General features: G+C 46.6%; 16 protein-coding genes, 4 tRNA genes and 3 rRNA genes. 16 read left to right on the top strand and 7 right to left on the bottom strand.

The window, feature by feature from the left end; genetic code table 11:
• Positions 1–201 precede the first annotated feature (201 nt).
• Positions 202–1,671: an MltF family protein gene (locus A9237_RS05625; RefSeq protein ID WP_078607823.1), complete on the bottom strand. Its 1,470-nt coding sequence runs from the start codon at positions 1,669–1,671 to the stop codon at positions 202–204.
• A 143-nt stretch (positions 1,672–1,814) separates the two neighbouring features.
• Complete coding sequence (locus A9237_RS05620; protein ID WP_009707676.1) at positions 1,815–2,543, bottom strand: outer membrane protein assembly factor BamD; 729 nt, start codon at positions 2,541–2,543, stop codon at positions 1,815–1,817.
• Positions 2,544–2,679: 136 nt separating this feature from the next.
• Between A9237_RS05620 and rluD the strand changes: the two genes are divergently transcribed.
• The 13 genes from rluD (at position 2,680) to A9237_RS05555 (ending at position 15,335) form a co-directional block, all read left to right on the top strand.
• A complete protein-coding gene (gene rluD, locus A9237_RS05615) occupies positions 2,680–3,657 on the top strand; it encodes a 23S rRNA pseudouridine(1911/1915/1917) synthase RluD (RefSeq protein WP_005440614.1) in 978 nt (325 codons plus the stop codon).
• A 1-nt stretch (position 3,658) separates the two neighbouring features.
• Complete coding sequence (gene pgeF, locus A9237_RS05610; protein WP_078607822.1) at positions 3,659–4,387, top strand: peptidoglycan editing factor PgeF; 729 nt, start codon at positions 3,659–3,661, stop codon at positions 4,385–4,387.
• A gap of 146 nt (positions 4,388–4,533) precedes the next feature.
• On the top strand, positions 4,534–7,107 hold the full coding sequence (gene clpB, locus A9237_RS05605) for an ATP-dependent chaperone ClpB (protein ID WP_041057786.1): 2,574 nt from the start codon (positions 4,534–4,536) through the stop codon (positions 7,105–7,107).
• Between the two features lie 523 nt (positions 7,108–7,630).
• Positions 7,631–9,183, top strand: a 16S ribosomal RNA gene (locus tag A9237_RS05600).
• 97 nt (positions 9,184–9,280) lie between these two features.
• Positions 9,281–9,356 (top strand) — tRNA-Ala (locus A9237_RS05595).
• Between the two features lie 41 nt (positions 9,357–9,397).
• Positions 9,398–9,473, top strand: a tRNA-Glu gene (locus A9237_RS05590).
• Positions 9,474–9,766: 293 nt separating this feature from the next.
• Positions 9,767–12,654 (top strand): 23S ribosomal RNA (locus A9237_RS05585).
• A 91-nt stretch (positions 12,655–12,745) separates the two neighbouring features.
• A 5S ribosomal RNA gene (gene rrf, locus A9237_RS05580) occupies positions 12,746–12,862 on the top strand.
• Together the 16S, 23S and 5S rRNA genes with 4 tRNA genes alongside form the textbook arrangement of a ribosomal RNA operon.
• A gap of 32 nt (positions 12,863–12,894) precedes the next feature.
• Positions 12,895–12,971, top strand: a tRNA-Asp gene (locus A9237_RS05575).
• Positions 12,972–13,006: 35 nt separating this feature from the next.
• Positions 13,007–13,083, top strand: a tRNA-Trp gene (locus A9237_RS05570).
• A gap of 423 nt (positions 13,084–13,506) precedes the next feature.
• Entirely contained in the window at positions 13,507–13,839 is a 333-nt protein-coding gene (locus tag A9237_RS05565; protein ID WP_009705549.1) for a DUF1904 domain-containing protein, read from the top strand.
• A gap of 12 nt (positions 13,840–13,851) precedes the next feature.
• Positions 13,852–14,688: a penicillin-insensitive murein endopeptidase gene (gene mepA, locus A9237_RS05560; protein WP_078607821.1), complete on the top strand. Its 837-nt coding sequence runs from the start codon at positions 13,852–13,854 to the stop codon at positions 14,686–14,688.
• Positions 14,689–15,026: 338 nt separating this feature from the next.
• On the top strand, positions 15,027–15,335 hold the full coding sequence (locus tag A9237_RS05555) for a hypothetical protein (RefSeq protein ID WP_009705551.1): 309 nt from the start codon (positions 15,027–15,029) through the stop codon (positions 15,333–15,335).
• 41 nt (positions 15,336–15,376) lie between these two features.
• Here A9237_RS05555 and A9237_RS05550 read toward each other — a convergent pair whose 3' ends face one another.
• The 3 genes from A9237_RS05550 to rdgC form a co-directional block, all read right to left on the bottom strand.
• Positions 15,377–15,631 carry a YfhL family 4Fe-4S dicluster ferredoxin gene (locus tag A9237_RS05550; RefSeq protein ID WP_005445273.1) on the bottom strand — a complete coding sequence of 85 codons (255 nt, stop codon included), beginning with the start codon at positions 15,629–15,631 and terminating at the stop codon, positions 15,377–15,379.
• Positions 15,632–15,633: 2 nt separating this feature from the next.
• On the bottom strand, positions 15,634–17,034 hold the full coding sequence (trhP, locus tag A9237_RS05545) for a prephenate-dependent tRNA uridine(34) hydroxylase TrhP (protein ID WP_005440369.1): 1,401 nt from the start codon (positions 17,032–17,034) through the stop codon (positions 15,634–15,636).
• Between the two features lie 166 nt (positions 17,035–17,200).
• Positions 17,201–18,115, bottom strand: a complete 915-nt coding sequence (gene rdgC, locus A9237_RS05540; RefSeq protein ID WP_078607820.1) for a recombination-associated protein RdgC — start codon at positions 18,113–18,115, stop codon at positions 17,201–17,203.
• A gap of 224 nt (positions 18,116–18,339) precedes the next feature.
• On the opposite strand from rdgC, the gene phoB reads away from it, so the two are divergent.
• The 3 genes from phoB to A9237_RS05525 are packed head-to-tail and all read left to right on the top strand — an operon-like array spanning position 18,340 to position 21,333.
• A complete protein-coding gene (gene phoB / locus A9237_RS05535) occupies positions 18,340–19,029 on the top strand; it encodes a phosphate regulon transcriptional regulator PhoB (RefSeq protein ID WP_005424836.1) in 690 nt (229 codons plus the stop codon).
• A gap of 40 nt (positions 19,030–19,069) precedes the next feature.
• A complete protein-coding gene (gene phoR, locus A9237_RS05530; protein WP_005445279.1) occupies positions 19,070–20,368 on the top strand; it encodes a phosphate regulon sensor histidine kinase PhoR in 1,299 nt (432 codons plus the stop codon).
• Positions 20,368–21,333 (top strand): PstS family phosphate ABC transporter substrate-binding protein, encoded by a 966-nt coding sequence (locus A9237_RS05525; protein WP_051118845.1) that lies wholly within the window; start codon positions 20,368–20,370, stop codon positions 21,331–21,333. The genes phoR and A9237_RS05525 overlap by 1 nt, the downstream gene beginning before the upstream one ends.
• A gap of 34 nt (positions 21,334–21,367) precedes the next feature.
• Here the strand turns inward: A9237_RS05525 and ppx are convergent, their stop codons facing one another.
• The gene (gene ppx, locus A9237_RS05520) at positions 21,368–22,873 is read right to left on the bottom strand and encodes an exopolyphosphatase (RefSeq protein ID WP_078607819.1); all 1,506 of its coding nucleotides are present in this window, start codon (positions 22,871–22,873) and stop codon (positions 21,368–21,370) included.
• On the bottom strand, positions 22,857–24,947 hold the full coding sequence (gene ppk1 / locus A9237_RS05515; protein WP_039841922.1) for a polyphosphate kinase 1: 2,091 nt from the start codon (positions 24,945–24,947) through the stop codon (positions 22,857–22,859). The genes ppx and ppk1 overlap by 17 nt, the downstream gene beginning before the upstream one ends.
• Between the last annotated feature and the right edge of the window lie 133 nt (positions 24,948–25,080).

The raw sequence follows: 25,080 nt of genomic DNA, 5'->3' as shown, positions 1-25,080 counted from the left end.
TCATTAGATTGGATAGAGTACTGAGCTGAAAACTAACCCGTTTTTAGGGGAGTTATACGGCCTGTAATTCTAGTTAGTTAAAAATTAACCAGAACAAAGATGTGAATCAGATCACTCTTAAAGTGCACAGTAAGTTAGATTCAAAAACGCCGCTTAATTCGTTGAGCGGCGTTTTTGGTTTTCTATTTAGAGTTTCTCTGTTTATGGGGTTTGACTGACTCTTCTCAGCGGCGTCATAAAAACGGGATCGTCTGGAACAAGTAAAACGTTATCCAGCGTTTTCGCGAGATCAAGGCTCTCTAGCTGCTTGTAGATCACGTAGTATCGATTCACATTGGTCACATATCTCACCGTTTCCCCCAAGCTCCTACGCGTCACCACCTCAACGTTGTTAAACCAAACATTGGGATCGTAGCCTTGTTGAGCCGCACGCTTACGCATTCTTTCAACGTTTCCTGGCCCGGCATTGTATGCCGCGAGTGTTAAGTAGAGTTTGTTCTCTTTGCTGATTGCTTCATCACTGAAGTAGTAGCGGCGCAGGAACGCCATGTATTTCACTCCTGCATGAACATTGTTTTCCAAGTTACGAATGTTTTTTATGTTTACGTTCGGGTCACTCGCTGTGCTTGGTAAGATTTGCATGATACCGACAGCGCCACGGCTAGACGCTAAGTTGTTATCGAACCCTGACTCTTGATAAGCCACTGCAGCGATCAGCAGATAATCAAAGTCGTACTTCTCCCCATATTTAGAAAACAGAGCAGAGAGCTTTTCAAGCTGAGCAATCTTTTTCGGGTTCAATGCCTTGTTCAGCCAATTGGTGTTGTCGATGTATTTACCGTAAATGACGTTCCCAAGTAAGGTGCCAGATTTGGCTGTGCGAATGAATTTGTTCACCACTTTCATTAGCTCAGGGCTGTCGTGACGCATTGCCCAGGCGATCTCACCGCCTTTGCGGATTGGGATTTTGGTATGAGCACGGATATCGTCCATAAAGCTCATCCACAACTTGGCTTTGTGGCTATCAAGAACGATGGCTTTGACATAGCCATTGTTGAGCATTCCTACCAGTTCGTAGTCTTGTAGTGTTTCTTCTATGAAATGCACAACAACAGGTGGTAAGCCTTTCTTATTAAGTTGTTTGTTTAATGCCTGAATGCTCTCGAAGTAACTTGAACTGGCACGTACCCATATTTCTTTGCCGCTTAGCTGATCAAGCTTGGTCATCACTGGTGTTTTCTTATTGGTGATTACCCATTCTTCAATTCCCGTGATGGCAGGATCACTAAAATCAACCAACTTCTTACGTGCGTCGGTAATGGTGAGATTCGCAACAACCAAATCTCCTAATCCTTGTTCAAGGGAGGGAAGTAGCTCATCACGAGATACGGGAATGATTTGAATATTGATCTTAGGTTTGAGTTTGCGTAAATCTTTCTCAAAATGCGCAAGCAACTCAGCGCCAATCCCTTTTGGCTCTCCTCCCTCTATGTAATAGAAACCCAAATCGGCTGATACCAACACGCGCAAGACGTTTTTCTCTTTGATGACATCGAGATCGCCCGTGTAAGGCGGCTGTCTAAGAGGAGATAGCTCGAGAGCAAAACTCGACGCGGAGAGTAGGATCAACAGTCCCGTCCATAACTTTGATAGTGTCACGTTCACATCCATGTTGATGGTGAAGGAGAACTTTAAGCATATGTGTGGCTTAAAAAATCATCAAGGAAGTGAATGTGATAACGAGAAAGGATAAAACAAAAATTAATGCGGAATAAAACAAAACCGCCACAGTTTAGGGCTGTGGCGGCTTAAGATTAGTTAACTGGGTTGAGCTTTATCAGCTCTTCAGTTCTGGCAACTGAATCATCCAGTTTCAACTGTTTGTAAGCTTCTAGCTGAATCTCAAGTGACTTACGAGCGGCTTCTGTGTCAGGAAACGCTTTTTGCAGTTCTTGTGCACGGTTGATTGCTGCAATCCATGCTTCACGACGTAAGTAGAAGTCTGCGGTTGCAAGATCGTAGTCAGCAAGACGGTTCTTCAATGCCACCATGCGTTTTTGCGAGTCTTCCGCATAAGGGCTATTCGGGTAACGATCGAGCAGCTTTTTGAAATCATCAAATGCTTTCTTTACTGGCTCTGGGTCACGGTCACTACGGTCTACGTTGAACAGGTCATGCATGAAGTTACGGTCTTGTGCCATGTGGCTCAAACCGCGCATGTATAAAACCCAGTCCATTTTTTCGTGAGTTGGGTTCAAACGCATAAAGCGAGAGATTGTTGCCAGACCTAGTGCTAGGTCATCGTTTTTGTAGTACGCGTAGATAAGGTCAAGTTGTACCTGCTCAGAGTAGGCACCAAACGGGTAACGCGAATCCAAAGCTTCTAATTTCTCGATGGCAGAAAGCCAGTTACCGCTTTGCAGAGAAGTTTGCGCGTCTGCATACAGTTCAGAAGGTGGCACATCAGGAACGATTTCTTCTTTGCTTGCACAGCCAAACAGAAGGGATACCGCTAAAAGGCCTGTTAAAGTCTGATGTTTCATATCAGGAGTCTGTTCCTTGAATCTAAATATTTCTTAAGCTGCCGTTACTTTCTTTCCAGTAACAGATACAATGACGTAATAGTCTATTTTTCCACAGTCGTGAGCATTAGTCTCACAGTTTTTAAAAAAGTTCGATATGGCTCAGCAGATTGTTTTAACCAACACCGTAAAAGATAGCCAATTAGGTCAACGTTTAGACCAAGCTATCGCCGAATTATTCGCGGACTTCTCTCGCTCTCGCTTGAAAGAGTGGTTGCTTGCAGGGAAAGTACAAGTGAATGGTGAAGTTGTCACTAAACCTCGCACCAAAGTAATGGGTGGCGAGGAAATTACCTTGCAAGCCGAGCTGGAAGATGAAGAACGCTGGGAAGCACAAGATATCCCTCTCGATATCGTCTACGAAGATGAAGACATCATCGTAATCAACAAGCCTCGTGATTTTGTAGTACACCCAGGTGCGGGTACGCCAGATGGCACTGTACTAAACGCATTGTTGCATCATTACCCAGACATCGCCGAAGTACCTCGTGCAGGTATTGTGCATCGTCTAGATAAAGATACAACAGGCCTAATGGTGGTAGCGAAAACCGTACCAGCACAAACTCGTCTAGTACGCGCTCTGCAAAAACGTAACATCACTCGTGAGTATGAAGCGATTGCAATCGGTCGTATGACGGCGGGCGGTAAAGTAGATAAGCCAATTGGTCGTCACTCTACTAAACGTACGCTAATGGCGGTTGCTCCAATGGGTAAACATGCTGTTACTCACTACCGTGTGGCAGAACATTTCCGTGAGCACACACGTATTCGCTTGCGTCTAGAAACGGGTCGTACACACCAAATTCGTGTGCACATGTCTTACTTACAGCATCCACTATTAGGTGATACTGCTTACGGTGGTCGTGCTCGTATCCCAACTGGCGCATCACAAGAGTTAACGGAAATGATCCGTGGCTTTGACCGCCAAGCTCTGCACGCGGTAATGCTTCGTTTTGAACACCCTGTTACTGGTGAAGAGCTAGAATTCCACGCTCCAGTGCCTGACGACATGGTAGAAATGACAGAAGCGCTGCGTAAAGATACAGAAGAGTTCGGTCTACCTGACGAGTTCTAATATGAAGACAATTATTCCTAACTGGCCAGCACCAAAAAACGTAAAAGCCTTCGCCTCTACCAGAGTCGGTGGTTTTTCGACGGCGCCTTATCAAGGGCTAAATTTGGGTGCGCATGTAGGGGATGACTTGTCCATCGTAGAAAAGAACCGTGACTGGTTGGCGCAACAAGCAAAGATGCCTAGTGCGCCAATCTGGTTGAACCAAACCCATTCTACAGTGGTAGCTCAAGCAAGCGCTCCTACAAAGCAAGTACTGAATGCGGATGGTGTGTTTACCTCTTCAAGTCAGGTTGTGTGCTCGGCCATGACAGCGGATTGTTTGCCTGTTCTATTAACCAATACGCAAGGTACCCAAGTGGCGGCTGTTCACGCTGGTTGGCGCGGCTTAGCAAATGGCATCGTTGAAAATGCACTAGAGTTGTTTTCTGGTGAGGTAATGGCGTGGCTTGGTCCTGCAATTGGCCCTCAAGCATTTGAAGTTGGTGAAGATGTTCTGCAAGCCTTTGTGGATTTTGATTCACAAGCTCATCAAGCCTTTACACCTCGTGATATTGAAGGGAAGTGGCTGGCGGATATGTCTAAGCTTGCAACTCAACGTCTCAACAAACTTGGTGTCACTCAAGTATTTGACTCTGGCCTGTGTACTTTCCAAGACAAAAATGACTTTTATTCCTACCGCCGTGATGGTGTGACAGGTCGACAAGCCACTTTTATTTGGATTGAGGACTGATCACTACAACGCAAAAGTGTTGAGATGCATAGCTTCATTTTTGCAAAGCTATCTTTATTAATTCACTCCCTTGAAATTCCCTCTCTGCGTATCCATCTTTCTAACTGTCAAAAGAAATTCCTTAAGTTGAGGTTAGGAAGAAAGATATGCGTCTTGATAGATTCACAAGTAAGTTTCAAATCGCTATCTCTGATGCTCAGTCACTAGCGTTAGGGCGCGATCATCAATATATCGAACCAGTGCACCTAATGGTGGCATTGCTTGATCAGAACGGTAGCCCAATCCGTCCACTACTAACCATGTTAGATGTCGACGTAACTCATCTACGCTCTAAATTGAGCGAAATGTTAGACCGACTGCCTAAAGTCAGTGGCATCGGCGGTGATGTTCAGCTGTCTAGCTCCATGGGTACACTTTTCAATTTGTGCGACAAAGTGGCTCAAAAGCGTCAGGACTCCTACATCTCTTCCGAAGTCTTTTTGCTTGCGGCATTAGAAGACCGTGGCCCACTTGGTCAGCTATTAAAAGAGATGGGCTTAACCGAGCAAAAAGTCAGCCAAGCGATCGAAAAGATCAGAGGTGGTCAAAAGGTTAATGACCCGAACGCGGAAGAACTACGCCAAGCATTGGAAAAGTTCACTATAGACCTTACCGAACGGGCAGAGCAGGGTAAGTTGGATCCGGTTATCGGCCGTGATGATGAAATCCGCCGCACCATCCAAGTATTGCAGCGCCGTACTAAAAACAACCCTGTGATCATTGGTGAACCCGGTGTGGGTAAAACCGCTATCGTTGAAGGTTTGGCTCAACGCATCATTAATAATGAAGTACCAGAGGGGCTACGTGGCCGCCGCGTACTTTCGTTAGATATGGGCGCACTTGTTGCAGGTGCAAAATACCGTGGTGAATTTGAAGAGCGTTTGAAGTCGGTATTGAATGAGCTAGCCAAAGAAGAAGGCAACGTTATTCTGTTTATTGATGAGCTTCATACCATGGTTGGCGCGGGTAAGGGCGAAGGCTCAATGGATGCTGGTAACATGCTAAAACCAGCATTGGCTCGTGGTGAGCTCCACTGTGTGGGTGCAACTACATTGGATGAATACCGCCAATATATAGAGAAAGATGCGGCACTTGAGCGTCGTTTCCAAAAAGTGCTGGTGGATGAACCAACGGTTGAAGACACGATTGCCATTCTTCGTGGTTTGAAAGAGCGTTATGAACTTCACCACCACGTAGAGATTACCGATCCAGCGATTGTGGCAGCGGCAAGTTTGTCGCATCGTTATGTTTCGGACCGTCAGTTGCCTGATAAAGCGATCGACCTTATTGATGAAGCCGCTTCTAGTATTCGTCTACAGATCGACTCTAAACCAGAATCGCTCGATAAACTCGAACGTAAAATCATTCAGCTTAAGATCGAACAGCAAGCACTGAGTAACGAGCATGATGAAGCAAGTGAAAAACGCTTGGACGTGCTTAACGACGAGTTGAACGAGAAAGAACGTGAATATGCAGAGCTAGAAGAAGTGTGGAATGCAGAAAAAGCCGCACTATCTGGCACTCAACATATTAAAAGTGAGTTAGAGCAAGCCCGAATGGATATGGATTTTGCACGCCGAGCCGGTGATCTAAACCGCATGTCGGAGCTGCAATATGGCCGTATTCCTGAGCTTGAAAAACAGCTCGATCTTGCTACTCAAGCTGAAATGCAAGAGATGACGCTGCTGCGTAACAAGGTGACGGACAATGAGATCGCAGAGGTACTCTCTAAGCAAACGGGTATCCCCGTTTCTAAAATGCTCGAAGCAGAAAAAGAAAAACTGCTCCGCATGGAAGAGGTATTGCACAAACGCGTGATTGGTCAGGCGGAGGCGGTTGAAGTGGTATCAAATGCGATCCGTCGAAGCCGAGCAGGATTGTCCGATCCAAACAAACCGATTGGTTCCTTCTTATTCTTAGGTCCAACAGGAGTGGGTAAAACGGAATTGTGTAAGACGCTCGCGAGCTTTATGTTCGATAGCGAAGACGCAATGGTACGCATTGATATGTCAGAGTTCATGGAGAAGCATTCTGTGGCAAGACTAGTTGGTGCGCCTCCGGGTTACGTTGGTTATGAAGAGGGCGGTTATCTAACAGAAGCAGTTCGCCGTAAACCTTATTCTGTCATCCTATTAGATGAAGTAGAGAAGGCACATCCAGATGTGTTCAATATTCTGCTGCAAGTATTGGATGATGGTCGACTAACTGATGGTCAGGGCAGAACGGTTGATTTCCGTAATACTGTAGTGATCATGACATCGAACTTAGGTTCAGCTCGCATCCAAGAGAACTTTGCTACTTTAGATTACCAAGGTATTAAGAATGAAGTGATGGATGTGGTCAGTAAACACTTCCGCCCAGAGTTTTTAAACCGTGTTGATGAAAGCGTGGTCTTCCATCCTCTTGGCCAAGAGCACATTAAGTCGATTGCTTCTATTCAGCTAGCGCGTCTAGCGAAACGCCTAGAAGAAAAAGGTTATCAGTTAGAGGTGTCCGAGAAAGCACTCGATTTAATTGCTCAAGTTGGTTTCGATCCTGTCTATGGTGCGCGTCCTTTAAAACGTGCCATTCAACAAAATGTCGAAAACCCATTAGCGAAATCAATCTTAGCCGGCCAAATATTGCCAGATAAGAAAGTACAGCTGATTGTGAACAATGACCAAATTATCGCTCACCAGTAATTTCACTAATGCAGTGAAAAGTGGGACGAAGTTCAAGGTTTAGGGGGCGATAGCCCCCTTTTTGATGCACTTTTATCGGGTTTTGATTGTTTTCTATACGAACGAACCAAAAAGATAAGTTTTTTTGAAAAATAGGGTTGTGTTCCTAAACGAACTCCCTATAATGCGCCTCCGTTGTCACGGGAAAGCAAACAAAGCGAAGCCGAGATAACAAGGTCAGTGAGTTAGAAAGTAACTCACAGAGAAATAACTTAAAAAAGTGTTTGACACGATAAGTTATCTCGCTAAAATGGCCGTCCACTTTGAAGAGAACTTCAGAGTGTGCTCTTTAAAAATAAGAACCTATCAATCTGTGTGGGCACTCGTTGATGATAATCCAATTAGATACTTCGGTATCAAATTAGGTTTCAATGAAACGAAGTGACCATTGAATCGAAAGATTCAGCACAGTCAATTCAAACATTACTTCTGCTATTTATTAGCGAAAGGAATGTTCAGTATTCATTGAGCCGAACAAAATCTTAAATTGAAGAGTTTGATCATGGCTCAGATTGAACGCTGGCGGCAGGCCTAACACATGCAAGTCGAGCGGAAACGAGTTATCTGAACCTTCGGGGAACGATAACGGCGTCGAGCGGCGGACGGGTGAGTAATGCCTAGGAAATTGCCCTGATGTGGGGGATAACCATTGGAAACGATGGCTAATACCGCATAATGCCTACGGGCCAAAGAGGGGGACCTTCGGGCCTCTCGCGTCAGGATATGCCTAGGTGGGATTAGCTAGTTGGTGAGGTAATGGCTCACCAAGGCGACGATCCCTAGCTGGTCTGAGAGGATGATCAGCCACACTGGAACTGAGACACGGTCCAGACTCCTACGGGAGGCAGCAGTGGGGAATATTGCACAATGGGCGCAAGCCTGATGCAGCCATGCCGCGTGTGTGAAGAAGGCCTTCGGGTTGTAAAGCACTTTCAGTCGTGAGGAAGGTGGTGTAGTTAATAGCTGCATTACTTGACGTTAGCGACAGAAGAAGCACCGGCTAACTCCGTGCCAGCAGCCGCGGTAATACGGAGGGTGCGAGCGTTAATCGGAATTACTGGGCGTAAAGCGCATGCAGGTGGTTTGTTAAGTCAGATGTGAAAGCCCGGGGCTCAACCTCGGAATAGCATTTGAAACTGGCAGACTAGAGTACTGTAGAGGGGGGTAGAATTTCAGGTGTAGCGGTGAAATGCGTAGAGATCTGAAGGAATACCGGTGGCGAAGGCGGCCCCCTGGACAGATACTGACACTCAGATGCGAAAGCGTGGGGAGCAAACAGGATTAGATACCCTGGTAGTCCACGCCGTAAACGATGTCTACTTGGAGGTTGTGGCCTTGAGCCGTGGCTTTCGGAGCTAACGCGTTAAGTAGACCGCCTGGGGAGTACGGTCGCAAGATTAAAACTCAAATGAATTGACGGGGGCCCGCACAAGCGGTGGAGCATGTGGTTTAATTCGATGCAACGCGAAGAACCTTACCTACTCTTGACATCCAGAGAACTTTCCAGAGATGGATTGGTGCCTTCGGGAACTCTGAGACAGGTGCTGCATGGCTGTCGTCAGCTCGTGTTGTGAAATGTTGGGTTAAGTCCCGCAACGAGCGCAACCCTTATCCTTGTTTGCCAGCGAATAATGTCGGGAACTCCAGGGAGACTGCCGGTGATAAACCGGAGGAAGGTGGGGACGACGTCAAGTCATCATGGCCCTTACGAGTAGGGCTACACACGTGCTACAATGGCGCATACAGAGGGCAGCAAGCTAGCGATAGTGAGCGAATCCCAAAAAGTGCGTCGTAGTCCGGATTGGAGTCTGCAACTCGACTCCATGAAGTCGGAATCGCTAGTAATCGTGGATCAGAATGCCACGGTGAATACGTTCCCGGGCCTTGTACACACCGCCCGTCACACCATGGGAGTGGGCTGCAAAAGAAGTAGGTAGTTTAACCTTCGGGAGGACGCTTACCACTTTGTGGTTCATGACTGGGGTGAAGTCGTAACAAGGTAGCGCTAGGGGAACCTGGCGCTGGATCACCTCCTTAAACGATGATTATTCACGATGAGTGTCCACACAGATTGATACGGTTTAGATTTCAGAGCAAAGATTGGTTCTGCATAAAATGCTGAAGCGATTTATGTGGGGCTATAGCTCAGCTGGGAGAGCGCTTCGCTGGCAGCGAAGAGGTCATCGGTTCGATCCCGATTAGCTCCACCACTAGCTACATTGTTTCTGCTTTTAGCAAAACAACCTACAGTGTCCCGTTCGTCTAGAGGCCTAGGACACCGCCCTTTCACGGCGGTAACAGGGGTTCGACTCCCCTACGGGATACCATCTTTAAACATTCTCTCTTGAGAGTTTTTAAAAATGGTTACTTCATAAGAAGTGATTAGCTCTTTAACAATTTGGAAAGCTGACAAATCAACAATTTATTGTTGATTGTAAAGTTCTCAATGTTTATCGAAAGATAAACACCAAAAAACACATTCAAGTGTTCTTGGGAATATCACTTTTAAGTGATTATTCGAAATTGAGTCCGGCAAAATCGAAATGTCTCTCGCTCATTCAAATAATGAGAGACAACTTTGGTGATTTGAACATCAACTCGAAACTCCTTCGGGTTGTATGGTTAAGTGACTAAGCGTACACGGTGGATGCCTTGGCAGTCAGAGGCGATGAAGGACGTATTAACTTGCGATAAGCCCAGATTAGGTAGTAAAAACCATTTGAGTCTGGGATTTCCGAATGGGGAAACCCACTTACATAAGTAAGTATCGCTGCGTGAATACATAGCGCAGCGAGGCGAACCGGGGGAACTGAAACATCTAAGTACCCCGAGGAAAAGAAATCAACCGAGATTCCGAAAGTAGCGGCGAGCGAAATTGGACTAGCCCTTAAGCTTTTTATGCGTCAGGTGAAACTTCTGGAAAGTTGTGCGATACAGGGTGATAGCCCCGTAACCGGCAACGCATATAAAGTGAAATCGAGTAGGGCGGGACACGTGATATCCTGTCTGAATATGGGGGGACCATCCTCCAAGGCTAAATACTACTGACTGACCGATAGTGAACCAGTACCGTGAGGGAAAGGCGAAAAGAACCCCTGTGAGGGGAGTGAAATAGAACCTGAAACCGTGTACGTACAAGCAGTAGGAGCACCTTCGTGGTGTGACTGCGTACCTTTTGTATAATGGGTCAGCGACTTATATTCAGTGGCAAGGTTAACCATCTAGGGGAGCCGTAGCGAAAGCGAGTGTTAACTGCGCGACTCAGTCGCTGGATATAGACCCGAAACCAGGTGATCTAGCCATGGGCAGGTTGAAGATTGAGTAACATCAATTGGAGGACCGAACCGACTAATGTTGAAAAATTAGCGGATGACTTGTGGCTAGGGGTGAAAGGCCAATCAAACCTGGAGATAGCTGGTTCTCCCCGAAAGCTATTTAGGTAGCGCCTCGGACGAATACTACTGGGGGTAGAGCACTGTTAAGGCTAGGGGGTCATCCCGACTTACCAACCCTTTGCAAACTCCGAATACCAGTAAGTACTATCCGGGAGACACACGGCGGGTGCTAACGTCCGTCGTGGAGAGGGAAACAACCCAGACCGCCAGCTAAGGTCCCAAATTACTACTAAGTGGGAAACGATGTGGGAAGGCTCAGACAGCCAGGATGTTGGCTTAGAAGCAGCCATCATTTAAAGAAAGCGTAATAGCTCACTGGTCGAGTCGGCCTGCGCGGAAGATGTAACGGGGCTAAGTAGTAAACCGAAGCTGCGGCAATGCACTTTAGTGCATTGGGTAGGGAGCGTTCTGTAAGCGGTTGAAGGTGTGTGGTAACGCATGCTGGACGTATCAGAAGTGCGAATGCTGACATGAGTAACGATAAAGGGGGTGAAAAACCTCCTCGCCGGAAGACCAAGGGTTCCTGTCCAACGTTAATCGGGGCAGGGTAAGTCGACCCTAAGGCGAGGCCGAAAGGCGTAGTCGATGGGAAACGGGTTAATATTCCCGTACTTCTTACAATTGCGATGGGGGACGGAGAAGGCTAGGTGGGCCTGGCGACGGTTGTCCAGGTTCAAGTGCGTAGGCTGAGAAATTAGGTAAATCCGGTTTCTCTTAAGGCTGAGACACGACGTCGAGCTACTACGGTAGTGAAGTCATTGATGCCATGCTTCCAGGAAAAGCCTCTAAGCTTCAGATTGTAAGGAATCGTACCCCAAACCGACACAGGTGGTCGGGTAGAGAATACCAAGGCGCTTGAGAGAACTCGGGTGAAGGAACTAGGCAAAATGGTACCGTAACTTCGGGAGAAGGTACGCTCTTGATGGTGAAGTCCCTCGCGGATGGAGCTGACGAGAGTCGCAGATACCAGGTGGCTGCAACTGTTTATTAAAAACACAGCACTGTGCAAAATCGTAAGATGACGTATACGGTGTGACGCCTGCCCGGTGCCGGAAGGTTAATTGATGGGGTTAGACTTCGGTCGAAGCTCTTGATCGAAGCCCCGGTAAACGGCGGCCGTAACTATAACGGTCCTAAGGTAGCGAAATTCCTTGTCGGGTAAGTTCCGACCTGCACGAATGGCGTAATGATGGCCACGCTGTCTCCACCCGAGACTCAGTGAAATTGAAATCGCTGTGAAGATGCAGTGTACCCGCGGCTAGACGGAAAGACCCCGTGAACCTTTACTACAGCTTGGCACTGAACATTGACCCTACATGTGTAGGATAGGTGGGAGGCTTTGAAGCAAGTACGCCAGTATTTGTGGAGCCGTCCTTGAAATACCACCCTTGTAGTGTTGATGTTCTAACGTTGACCCCTAATCGGGGTTGCGGACAGTGCCTGGTGGGTAGTTTGACTGGGGCGGTCTCCTCCCAAAGAGTAACGGAGGAGCACGAAGGTGGGCTAATCACGGTTGGACATCGTGAGGTTAGTGCAATGGCATAAGCCCGCTTGACTGCGAGAATGACAATTCGAGCAGGTGCGAAAGCAGGTCATAGTGATCCGGTGGTTCTGTATGGAAGGGCCATCGCTCAACGGATAAAAGGTACTCCGGGGATAACAGGCTGATACCGCCCAAGAGTTCATATCGACGGCGGTGTTTGGCACCTCGATGTCGGCTCATCACATCCTGGGGCTGAAGTCGGTCCCAAGGGTATGGCTGTTCGCCATTTAAAGTGGTACGCGAGCTGGGTTTAGAACGTCGTGAGACAGTTCGGTCCCTATCTGCCGTGGGCGTTGGAAGATTGAAGGGGGCTGCTCCTAGTACGAGAGGACCGGAGTGGACGAACCTCTGGTGTTCGGGTTGTGTCGCCAGACGCATTGCCCGGTAGCTAAGTTCGGAATCGATAACCGCTGAAAGCATCTAAGCGGGAAGCGAGCCCTGAGATGAGTCTTCCCTGATACTTTAAGTATCCTAAAGGGTTGTTCGAGACTAGAACGTTGATAGGCAGGGTGTGTAAGCGTTGTGAGGCGTTGAGCTAACCTGTACTAATTGCCCGTGAGGCTTAACCATACAACACCCAAGGGGTTTTGATGGACTCAATGTAAGAACATTGAATGTGTATAAATAGAACTTAAAACAGCTTTCCGAATTAAAGAATTTGCTTGGCGGCCATAGCGATTTGGACCCACCTGACTTCCATTCCGAACTCAGAAGTGAAACAAATTAGCGCCGATGGTAGTGTGGGGCTTCCCCATGTGAGAGTAGGACATCGCCAGGCTTTAAATTTAGACTTAAATGTCTAACCAGTGCGGAGCGGTAGTTCAGTTGGTTAGAATACCGGCCTGTCACGCCGGGGGTCGCGGGTTCGAGTCCCGTCCGCTCCGCCACTTATTCGAGAGTCGTCTCATTAAACACGAACAACAGGGGTGTAGCTCCAATTGGCAGAGCAGCGGATTCCAAATCCGCGTGTTGGGAGTTCGAATCTCTCCACCCCTGCCATATTCAAGGCTCTAGTCGAAAGACTAGAGCCTTTTTCGTATTTGTATCTCAAGACCAAAGCAACGGATCCCCTGATACTCAAAACAGCGCGTGTTGGGATCTGGGGTGCCAGCTCAGTCGAACCTCTGGATCGTCAGGTCCACCCCTGTCATATATTAAACTCAGACTACGCGTCCCGGCAGCAATGCTGGGGCTTTTTCGTTTCTGCGGCCTTTTCAAACTTCTCTCTGAGAGAAGGTATTTAAAGTATTTGAAGTGCAGGCTGCTCCGTAGGCCTATGAGTCATCTCTTCTCAAGTAACCTAGCAACAGTTGTGTGCCTTAAGGTATTTAGGCTTATGCATGCCTGCAAGCTCTCAGCGTGATAAGAGAGCGAGTTCCTGTTATTATCGGCGCTGAATTCTAATAATTAGGAAGCAAGTCTATGCCACATCTTCGATTTAGAGCTGTTGAACCTCAAACGGTTCAAGCGCTATCAAAACCTCTTACCGATGAACTGCAACCATTGATGGATTGCCCTCGTGAAGATTTCACTTTCGAATACATCTACAGTACATTTTTTAGCGAAGGTGAAGTAAGTGCTGCTTATCCTTTTGTTGAGGTGTTGTGGTTTGACCGTGGGCAAGAGACACAGAATAAAGTGGCTAAAGCGATTACTGAGCAAGTTCGTGGTATTGTCGGTGAAGATATCGATGTTGCGGTAATTTTCTCTGCACTCTCTCCTAAAGGCTACTATGATAATGGTGACCACTATTAAGGAATGAGCGTGATGAAGCTGAGTCTTTCTTTTTGTTTAAGTTTTCTATTCTCAGCTTCTCTTTATGCTACTCCGTGGGAGCAGGTCTCTGGTCCCACAAGTAACACATCCTCCTCTATCGGCAGTTATGCGAATGGCTGTTTAGATGGTGCTTCTCCTCTCCCGCTTGATGGTATTGGTTATCAGGTTTTACGCAGTAAAACGAAGCGTTACTATGGGCACCCTCACACGATAAGCTTTGTTGAAGAGTTAGCGAAAAAAGCCAATCAAGATCTCAACACAACGTTACTTATTGGGGACTTATCCTTAGCTCGCGGTGGACGTTTTTCTTCGGGCCACTCTAGTCATCAAACAGGCTTAGATATTGATATTTGGCTGCGCTTGGCTGATGAACCGCTTTCTTATAATGAGCTTCAACTTCCAAAACCCATGAGTGTCGTCGATCTTAAAAAATATAAGATTCTAGAGCACCGTTGGGAAGATAGGCACTTTGAACTGATTCGAAGTGCAGCGAAGAGTCAGGATGTTGCTCGTATTTTTGTTCACCCAGTGATTAAAGAGCAATTATGTAAGCAAGAAGGTGAGAAAGACCGAAACTGGTTACGTAAGGTTCGCCCTTGGTGGGGGCATCATTACCACTTCCACGTAAGATTAACTTGCCCTGAGTCGAGCTCTAATTGTGTTAACCAAGCGCCGCCACCTGCAGGAGATGGCTGTGGAGCAGAGTTAGCAAGTTGGAAGCCGAAAGCAACGCCTCCTCCTGTGACAAAAAAAACGAAGGTAACGCCTAAACCGAAGAAGAAAAAGATACTGCCAGCACAATGCCAGCCGCTTATTGCGCAGAAATAAGTGGCGAGTCCTACCAAGGAAATATCAAAGATGCTTTCTCTGGATCTCTATTATGAAACTGGAGAAAGATCATACTTTTGTCTACAGTGAATAATACCAGTACAAAAACTGACCTTTTGGGTTTTTGTGACATATTATAGAAATCTCATATAAACAAAGAGTTGCATGGTTTTTAAGTGTGGTAGCAATTCAATATTAAGAAAGATCTTTTCGTCGCGATTCTCTGATTTCTTAACAATATGTCTGTTGGTTGGTGAAGGACAAACGACAACGCAGACAAGTGTATTGAGATGGGTAAGGAGGCTTTTCCCCATCGAGAGTTAATCAAGGATAAAACCATGACTATGATTTGTGCAAAAGAGTTTGCAGAGTGGTTAAGACACAGATTTAGCAGTGATACTAAAGGAGTCTTTTTGACTCGAGAGGATGTTAATCACCTGACTGGGCGCCAACGCCTTGACCCAGGCTTTGTTAATGACGTGCATTACGAACTAATGCAATATGGAATGGCTTTCGTTACTGATACAAGTAGGGAGAACTTCTATCTGATCCCTGTCTCGCAAGCTGAAAATTGGCGTGAGAGGCTAGAGTATCACTTCGAGAAAGAGCTGTTTTGTAATATCTATCCTATCGAAAAATCGGGTTAAAAAAAGGTTCAACTTTGTCGGCAAAGTTGAACCTCTTTCGATTACGCTAACCCTTGAATAATCACAAACTTCTCTAGCAATTGCTCTTCAGTTTCGACATGATTTGGGTCGGTAATAATGCACTTCGTTATTGGGCACACCGACTGACATGTTGGTTTTTCGTAGTGACCTTTACACTCTGTACATAGAGCAGGGTCAATCTCGAAAATACTGTCACCCATAGTAATTGCACCGTTAGGGCATTCTGGGTCACACATGTCGCAGTTGATGCACTTATCGGTAATAAGTAGTGCCATGATTACTTACCAGTTGGGTTACGGGTGTCCTGACCTGCATTTAAGTTACGCATTAACAGACCGTATTCTAGATCCATATCTTCTGGAACTGGGATAAATACGAAGTGACCGTTACCTTTTGCGTCTTCAATTGATTCTGACTTACGGTTTTCCATTGCTTCTAGCGTGAAGATTACGTTGCCTTTTGGCGTCATTAGTTCAAGGCTGTCACCAACGATGAACTTGTTCTTCACTTCAACTTCAGCCATGTCACCACGACGTTTGCCAGTGAATTCACCAACGAACTGCTGAGCATCAGATACAGAGTAGCCGTAATCGTAGTTTTGGTAGCTGTCGTGAGTGTGACGACGTAGGAAACCTTCTGTGTAACCACGGTGAGCTAGGCTTTCTAGCGTACCCATTAGGCTTTCATCAAATGGACGACCAGCAACTGCGTCATCAATCGCCTTACGGTAAACCTGAGCTGTACGAGCACAGTAGTAGAAAGACTTAGTACGGCCTTCAATTTTAAGAGAGTGAACCCCCATCTTAGTTAGACGTTCTACGTGTTGGATTGCACGCAGGTCTTTCGAGTTCATGATGTAAGTGCCGTGCTCGTCTTCGAAAGCCGCCATTTTTTCTTCTGGACGGTGACTTTCAGAAAGTAATACCACTTCGTCAGTTGGTTTGCCGCGACCGATAGTGGTTTCAGGGCGTTCGTCAGCGACTTCGATTGCTTGAGCTTCGTTTGGATCGAATGCTTCAACAATTTGGCCAGCGTCGTTTTCTTTGCCTTCTTCTACTTTGTATTCCCAACGACATGCGTTAGTACATGTACCTTGGTTAGGGTCACGCTTGTTGATGTAACCAGACAGTAGGCAGCGACCAGAGTAAGCCATGCATAGAGCACCGTGAACGAAAACTTCTAGTTCAGTTTCAGGACAGTGCTCGCGAATTTCTTCGATTTCTTCTAGAGAAAGCTCACGAGAAACGATCACACGCTCAACACCGTTAGCAGCCCAGAACTTCACTGTTGCCCAGTTTACTGCGTTCGCCTGTACAGACAGGTGAATTGGCATTTCTGGGAAAGCTTCGCGAACCATCATGATAAGACCTGGATCAGACATGATAAGTGCGTCTGGGCCCATTTCTACCACTGGCTTAAGGTCACGGATGAAAGTTTTAAGCTTAGAGTTGTGCGGTTGGATGTTACATACCACGTAAAGCTTTTTGCCTAGGGCATGAGCTTCGTTGATACCGATTTGTAGGTTTTCGTGGTTGAACTCGTTGTTACGTACGCGAAGGCTGTAGCGAGGTTGGCCAGCGTATACTGCATCTGCGCCGTAGGCGAATGCGTAACGCATGTTTTTAAGGCTACCTGCTGGAGACAGTAGTTCTGGTACGAATGCTTTCTCTGTTGTCATTGCTCAATTCTCTTAGTATCTGATCACAAGTCAGGCCAATTCCACCTCATGGAAATGGGGCGCAAATTTTACGTCAAAATGTGACCTGTGACTAGGAGAATTATGGTTTGGATAAACAAACGCCCTCAAAAAAAGTGAGGGCGTTATGATTATTCTTTGTACGAAATTAAGCGTTAGGGTTTGGCAGACCGCCCAATGCTTCGTATAGATTTGGTAGGAAAGCGCTGAGTTCGCCACACATTAGAGAGAAGTCTGCGTCAAAGCGAGCGGCTTGATCTTCGCGTGGGATGTCATCGTTTTGGTCTTTTAGTTCATCAGAGAACTTCAGACGTTTGATGCCAGAATCTTCTGCCATGATGAATTCGATACGATCTTGCCAGTTCAGTGCTAGCTTAGTCACCACTTTGTCTGCAGCGATGTGGTTGCGGATTTCATCGGTTGTAAGCTCTTGCTTCTTACAACGAATCACGCCGCCTTCTTCTAGCACAGACTTAAGCTCAGCTTCGTCCATCATTGTGATGCCTTGTGGCGTTTCACCGGTTTTCACCCATTCAGTCAGAGTCGTTTCGATCGCAACTTCAGGGATTGCTGGTACAACAGGTAGGCTACCCATTGTTTTACGCAATAGTGCTAACACGTCTTCTGCTTTCTTGTAGCTGCTTGCATCAACAAGGATGAAGCCTTCTTTTGGCATGATAAGTACGTAAGTGTGGCTGCTGCGACTGAATGCACGTGGCAGTAGATCCATTACGATGTCATCTTTCAGGTTGTCTTTCTCTTTTTTCTTAAGAGGACGACCTTCTTGTGCTTCCATTGCTTCTACTTTTGCGTTTAGTGAATCTTTGATCACTGAAGCAGGCAGCATCTTCTCTTCTTTTTTAGCGCAAATCAGAATGCGGTTTTCAGAAACGTGCGTCATCATGTCGCCATTTCTACCCATCGCGCTAACCCAGCCAAACTTTTGTTTATCTTGGCTGCCACAAGGGGTGAATCGGAACTCGGCTAGTTGAGTTTCCAGTTGATCGGCGTTGAAGTTAACCTCGCGGTTAACGCGGTATACCAGACAGTTTTTAAACCACATAAATCTTCTCTAGGCTTGATGACAAGGGACTAATCATAGGGAATTTTCCCGGCGTTGTCCTAATTGAATTGAAAAAGATCATGATGAATCTCAAAAGAAAGTTATATGAAAATTTGTTTTCAAAGGTCACAAAAGTGTCATAATTGGTAGTAATAATGCTTATGCATAGAGGGGCGCTTTGTCCTTTAAATTCATTAGCTCAACTAACATAAGGTTATTCAATTATGTCTAGAAGGATTCTGGTTGTTGAAGACGAAGCTCCGATTCGTGAAATGCTATGCTTCGTGCTTGAACAGAAAGGTTATCAAGCAGTAGAAGCAGAAGATTACGACTCTGCGGTAACCAAACTGGCTGAACCCTTCCCGGATTTAGTGCTACTAGACTGGATGCTACCAGGTGGCAGTGGTATTAACTTCATCAAACACATGAAGCGCGAAGAGTTAACTCGCAACATTCCCGTTGTGATGCTGACAGCTCGTGGTGAAGAAGAAGACAAAGTGCGCGGCTTAGAAGTTGGCGCGGATGACTACATCACCAAACCTTTCTCACCAAAAGAGTTGGTTGCTCGCCTTAAGGCCGTTATTCGCCGCGTAACACCGACTGCGCTTGAAGATGTGATTGATGTACAAGGTCTGAAGTTGGACCCTGTTTCTCACCGCGTAACCGCAAATGATGAAGCGGTTGATATGGGACCAACAGAGTTCAAAATGCTGCACTTCTTTATGACGCACCAAGAGCGTGTTTACAGTCGTGAACAACTGCTAAACAACGTTTGGGGCACCAACGTGTATGTAGAAGACCGTACCGTTGACGTACATATTCGTCGTCTGCGTAAAGCGCTTGAGGCGGCAGGTCACGACAAACTCATCCAAACCGTTCGTGGCGCAGGATACCGTTTTTCGACGAAGGCATAACATCGCTAGCAGCTTATCAATACCATTTCTGGAGTAATGAGTGGTTGAAAGATTAACTTGGAAAAAGCTGGCCTGGGAGCTGGCTTTTTTTTACACCCCTTGGGTGATCATAGGTTGGATATTCGGTTATATGCCGTGGTTGCTTTTAGCGGCCACGGCTTTGCAGCTTGTATGGCATTTGCATAATCAGGTGCGCTTGTCGGCTTGGTTGTGGGATGAAAAGCGTCTTACGCCACCGTCAGGTAGTGGTAACTGGGAATCGTTATTCAACGGCTTATACCGATTGCAACAACGTCAGCGTCGTAAGCGTAAAGAGCTTACCAATTTGATTCGCCGTTTCCGTAATGGTGCTGAGTCGCTGCCGGATGCGGTGGTGGTGTTTCGTGCTGAAGGTAACATCGTATGGTGTAACAAGCTCGCACAACACCTTTTGGGTTTCCACTGGCCGGAAGATTCTGGGCAGCCTATTTCTAACCTTATTCGTACTCCAGATTTTATTAAGTACATCAACAAGCAAGACTTCTCAGAGCCGTTAGAAATGCGCTCACCATTGAATGTCGAGCGAATGTTGGAACTGCGTATCGTGCCATATACTGAAGGCGAACACCTGATGGTGGTGCGTGATGTGAGCCAACTTAAACAGCTTGAAGGTATGCGTCGTAACTTCTTCGCTAACGTATCTCATGAGCTTCGTACACCGATGACGGTACTGCAAGGCTATCTTGAGATGACGGAAGATCCAGACATGATTGTTGGCCCGATGTGGACGAAGGCACATGGGGTGATGACAGAGCAGCTCAACCGCATGAACAGTTTGGTGAATCAACTTCTGACGCTGTCTAAGATTGAAGCGGCACCAATGCATGAGTTGGAAGATGTGGTCAATGTCCCTAGCATGTTAGAAGTGCTAGAGAAGGAAGCGGTAAGCCTAAGTGGTGATGATCAGCATCAGTTGAAGTTCGACGTGGATTCTAGTCTGCGCGTGCTCGGAGATGATGACCAACTACGTAGTGCGATCTCTAACTTGGTGTACAACGCGGTAAAATACACACCACCTGGTGCACACATCAACGTTCGTTGGTATCAAACTGCACAAGGTGCTTGTCTAGAGGTTGAAGACAGCGGTGACGGTATTGAACCACAACACTTACACCGATTGACCGAGCGTTTCTATCGCGTCGATAAAGCCCGTTCACGTGATACTGGTGGCAGTGGTCTAGGCTTAGCCATCGTTAAGCACGCGTTGAGCCACCATGACTCTCATCTCGAAATTTACAGTGAAGTTGGCGTCGGCAGTAAGTTCTCCTTCATCCTACCAAGTCGTTTGGTGGTGAAGTGATGAGTGTCGTATCCAAAGCAATCAAGCAAATTGCTCTAGCTACGTTAGTGCTTTCCAGCGTGGCTGTTGCACAAGATAAACCGCTGCCGAATTATCAAAAGACGACTGGCATAGCCGGCAATTTATTGTCTGTCGGCTCGGATACGTTAGCAGGCATGACTACGCTTTGGGTGGAAGAGTTTAAATCTATCTATCCGAACATTAATGCTCAGGTACAAGCGTCTGGCTCATCGACTGCGCCTCCGGCGTTAACAGAACAAACTGCGCAATTCGGTCCAATGAGTCGCTCAATGCGTATGCGTGAGATCGAAGCGTTTGAGCGGGTGCATGGTTACAAGCCAACGGCGCTTCGTGTTGCGATTGATGCGATTGGCATCTTTGTGCATCAAGATAACCCAATCAAAGGGCTCAATTTCCATCAGTTGGATGCGATGTTCTCAGCGACTTTACGCTGCGGCGAAAGTGAGTTCATCACCAACTGGCGTGAGTTAGGCATCAAAGCCGAGTGGGCGAAACGTAACTTGCAGCTGTTTGGGCGTAACTCGGTATCGGGTACGTACGGTTATTTTAAAAGTAATGCCTTGTGTGGCGGCGATTTTAAAACTCGTGTGAACGAGCAACCGGGATCTGCCTCAGTGGTACAGTCTGTGGCCTCAACGATCAGTGGTGTAGGCTACTCAGGTGTGGGTTATCGCGTGGCGGGTGTTCGCTTAGTCCCAATTGCGAAAACAGGCACAGACTACGTTAGCCCTGTGCGTGAAAATATCATCTCAGGTAAGTACCCACTATCGCGTTACCTCTATGTATACGTGAATAAACATCCGGATTATCCGCTAAGCCCAATTGAAGCTGAGTTCATTCGCTTTATGTTCTCTGCCCAAGGGCAAGCGCTGGTTGCGAAAGACGGTTATGTTCCGATTACTGCTGATTTCGCTGCCGAGGAATTAAAAAAGGTCGGTTTATAAGCCGACCTTTTTCTTTATCTCATTGAGTTCATAGTTAGAAGCTCAATGTCCATCCTGCGCTTTCCCAGCGTTGCTGCTCTTCCTGCAAATCGGCATCGAGCAGTTTGTTATTCTCCAACCAATCTTCTTCTACGCAGGTAAGTACCCACTTATCTTCTTCTATCGATAATGTCAGCTCTGGTAGCGGGTCATCATTGCGTTGACCGTTGACCACAATGGCTAGACGCAGAATCTTAATTAAGTTGATGATGTCACTCTCTTTGTAGAGATTGAACTCTGGGAACTCATTCAGCTTGAGGGATTTACGTTGGAAGCGAGCTAAAGTCGCCAATACCAATTGCTGTTCGCGGTTAAAGCCGGGTAAGTTGGAGTGCAGCAGAATGTAGAATGAGTGACGATGGAAACCGCGCAGACTGATGCTCAAGCCGACTTCATGCAGCAAAGCAGCCCATTCTAGTAAATCAAACAACTCACTTTTCTTCTTGATACCAAGTTCAGAACGAACATTGCACAGCATCTCTCTTGCATGACCTTTTACGCGTGCAGCGTGTTCGATATCAACACGATGTTGTTTTGCTAGGTTTTCTGTGGTTCGCATACGAATATCAGAACGAGCGAAGCGTTCTTCCATCTCGTAAAGCAGACCTTCACGTAATGCGCCATCCGAGAAGAACATCTGGTTGATTTTTAGTGATTGGAAGATGGCAGACAAAATGGCCACACCAGCGGCAAAGACTGGCTTACGCTCGTCGGTCAGACCAACAAGATCAATATCATCAATGGACTCAAATTCGCACAATGTATCGATGAGCTTACCCAAACGCTTATTGGTGATCAGCCCGTCTTCATGACCTAAACCAATCAAGACTTCGCGAATCGCTTTAATCGTACCAGAAGATCCGAGGGCAATATCCCAACCTTTCTTACGATACTTTGCAGCAATGGACTCCATGCGCTGCTCTGCTGCGAGAATCGCTTTGCTGAAGTTCTTGCGCGACAGTTTGCCATTATTGAAGAACTGCTCGGTAAAACTCACACAGCCCATTTGCTTACTGTTGAGAAGCTCTGGCTCAAACTCTTGACCAATGATCATCTCGGTGCTGCCGCCACCGATATCGACGACCAGTTTGGAGTTAGACTCCGCTTGCGTATGCGCGACGCCGAGATAGATGAGGCGAGCTTCCTCTTCACCCGGGATTATTTCAATTGGGAAAGGCAGCACCTCTTTGGCGCGTTTGATAAAGAGGTGGGCGTTGTTGGCGCGCCTTAAAGTGTGGGTGGCTGCAATTCTTACGTTTGAAGCTTCAAAGCCTTGCAAGCGTTCGGCGAACATCGCGAGGCACTCAAGACCTCGCTCCATTGCAGCATGGCTAAGATTGAGCTCTGAATCGAGTCCGGCAGCTAAGCGCACTCGCTGTTTATGGCGGCTGACTAATTGCAGGTCACTTCCAACAACTTTCGCCACCACCATATGGAAGCTGTTCGACCCAAGGTCAATGGCTGCAATATGGCGTACATCTTGTTCAAGTATTTGAGGCATCTGCTTTTTGTTTTCTTGTTTGCTTCTCTATATTTTTAAGATAGTCGTAGATGGCAACTTGTGAGCGAACTTTTTTACGATTACCTCGCGGTACGTAGCTGTTGCTCATCTCTTTATCTATCAGACGAGCCTTTACTGTATCGGTAAAGTGAATGTTAGTTATATCAATAATTCGCTGTTTCAAACGTGGATCACGAACCGGAGCGGCAACTTCTATACGATGATCGATATTTCGCGTCATCCAGTCCGCCGATGAGATGTAAACTTGTGGGTCACCATCATTGTGAGTGATGACGACGCGAGGGTGTTCAAGGAATCGGTCAACAATACTGATGATGCGAATGTTCTCGCTCACGCCTTCAATACCCGGTACGAGTGAACACATACCGCGGATAATCATATTGATTTTCACCCCGGCATTGCTCGCACCATAAAGTTTATTGACGATGCCTTTGTCGACCAAGTTATTCACTTTGATCGTCAGTGCTGCTTTCTTGCCGGCTTTTGCGTTGGCAATCTCCCCATCAATCAGACGGTAGAGTTGTTTACGCGAATTGCGTGGTGAAACGATGAGGTGATTAAACCTGACTGGACGGTATGGGTTCTCGATATAGCCAAAGACGTTACGAACCTCATTGGTAATTTCTTGATCTGCAGTTAGCAACGCGAAGTCGGTGTAGATGCGTGCGGTTTTCTCGTGGAAGTTGCCTGTACCGATATGCGCATAACGTACTATTTCGCCTTCTTCGCGGCGGCTAATCAGGAGCAATTTTGAGTGAATTTTCAGACCTGGTGCACCAAAGATAACGTGCACGCCTGCATCGGTGAGAACCTTTGACCACTCGATATTGGCTTCTTCATCGAATCGGGCTTGCAGTTCCACCACCACAGTTACGCTTTTGCCATTGTGGACTGCATCGATCAGTGAGTTCATCAAGCGCGAATCTTTGGCAACGCGGTAGATATTAATCTTAATTGCCAATACTTTAGGATCGAAGGAAGCTTGGCGAACCAGTTCAGATATGTGATCAAAGGTGTGATAAGGGTAGTAGAGCAAAATGTCTTTGGCTTTGATCGCATCGAAACTGTTGGCGTAGCCTTCGAAGTCGGCACACTTCATCGGTGGCATGGGTTTGTTTTCTAGGTACTCACGACCGACATTTGGGAAGCCAATGAAGTCCTTAAAGTTGTGGTAACGACCACCTGGAATCAAACTGTCGTAGTTGGATATTTGCAGTTTGCTGCACAAGAAATCGAGCATCTCTTGCGGCATTTCACGCTCGTAAACAAAACGCACTGGCATGGCAGTTAAGCGTTGGTTCACCCCTTCAGACATCTGTTCAAGCAAGCTGTATTCGATCTCTAGGCGTAAATCGTATTCGGCATCGCGGGTCATCTTCATCGCGTAGCCATTTAGCTCGTCATAATCGAAGAAGCCTTTAAACAGCTCATCCAGACAGTAACGGATGATGTTGTCGAGCAGAATGATGGTCTTGCGACGTTTGCCTTTTTGCTCCGGAACCATAACGAAGCGGGGTAGGTGGTCAGTTGGGATTTCGAGTAAAGCGTATTGGGAATGATCGTCTTTGCGCAGATCAACGGTAATGTAGGCGTATTCGTCTTTAAGAAACTGCAACACATCGATGTCATCTTTAATCAATAGCGGAGTGATGTGTGGCATGACTTCTTTGCGAAAGTACTTGGTGATCCAGCGTTTTTGGGTGTCATCTAACTGGTTTTCGTTAACCAAGAAAATGCGGCGTCGCGCCATTTCTCGGATCAAGTCACCGTACAGTTCGTCAAATTGTTCGTTAAGCTTCAATGCTTTGGTTTGCATCTTAGTTAACAAGTGCTTAGAGTTATCGCTTCCACCTCGTTCTTGGCTGATCAAGATCCGACGTTTTACGTCTGCAAAGCGAACCTTGTAGAACTCATCTAAGTTATTGGAAAAGATCCCCAGAAAGCGAATACGTTCGATTAGAGGGACGGTTTTATCAGCGGCTTCTTGTAATACTCTCTCGTTAAAAGACAACCAACTAAGTTCTTTTTCTATATAGAGTTTTTCTGCGCTCATAACCTTACCTAGCCTAAAATGAAGTAAATCCGCACTCATCTGTGGGATAAAAAAGATGAGCCTGAACATTATGAGGTTTACGTTACAGATTTATTTCATAACACGGTCTGTATAAGAGTTGTATTCTTTTCAG

The sequence above is a fragment of the Vibrio owensii genome (assembly GCF_002021755.1).
GTDB lineage: Bacteria > Pseudomonadota > Gammaproteobacteria > Enterobacterales > Vibrionaceae > Vibrio > Vibrio owensii.
This window is presented reverse-complemented; position numbering and strand designations above follow the sequence as displayed.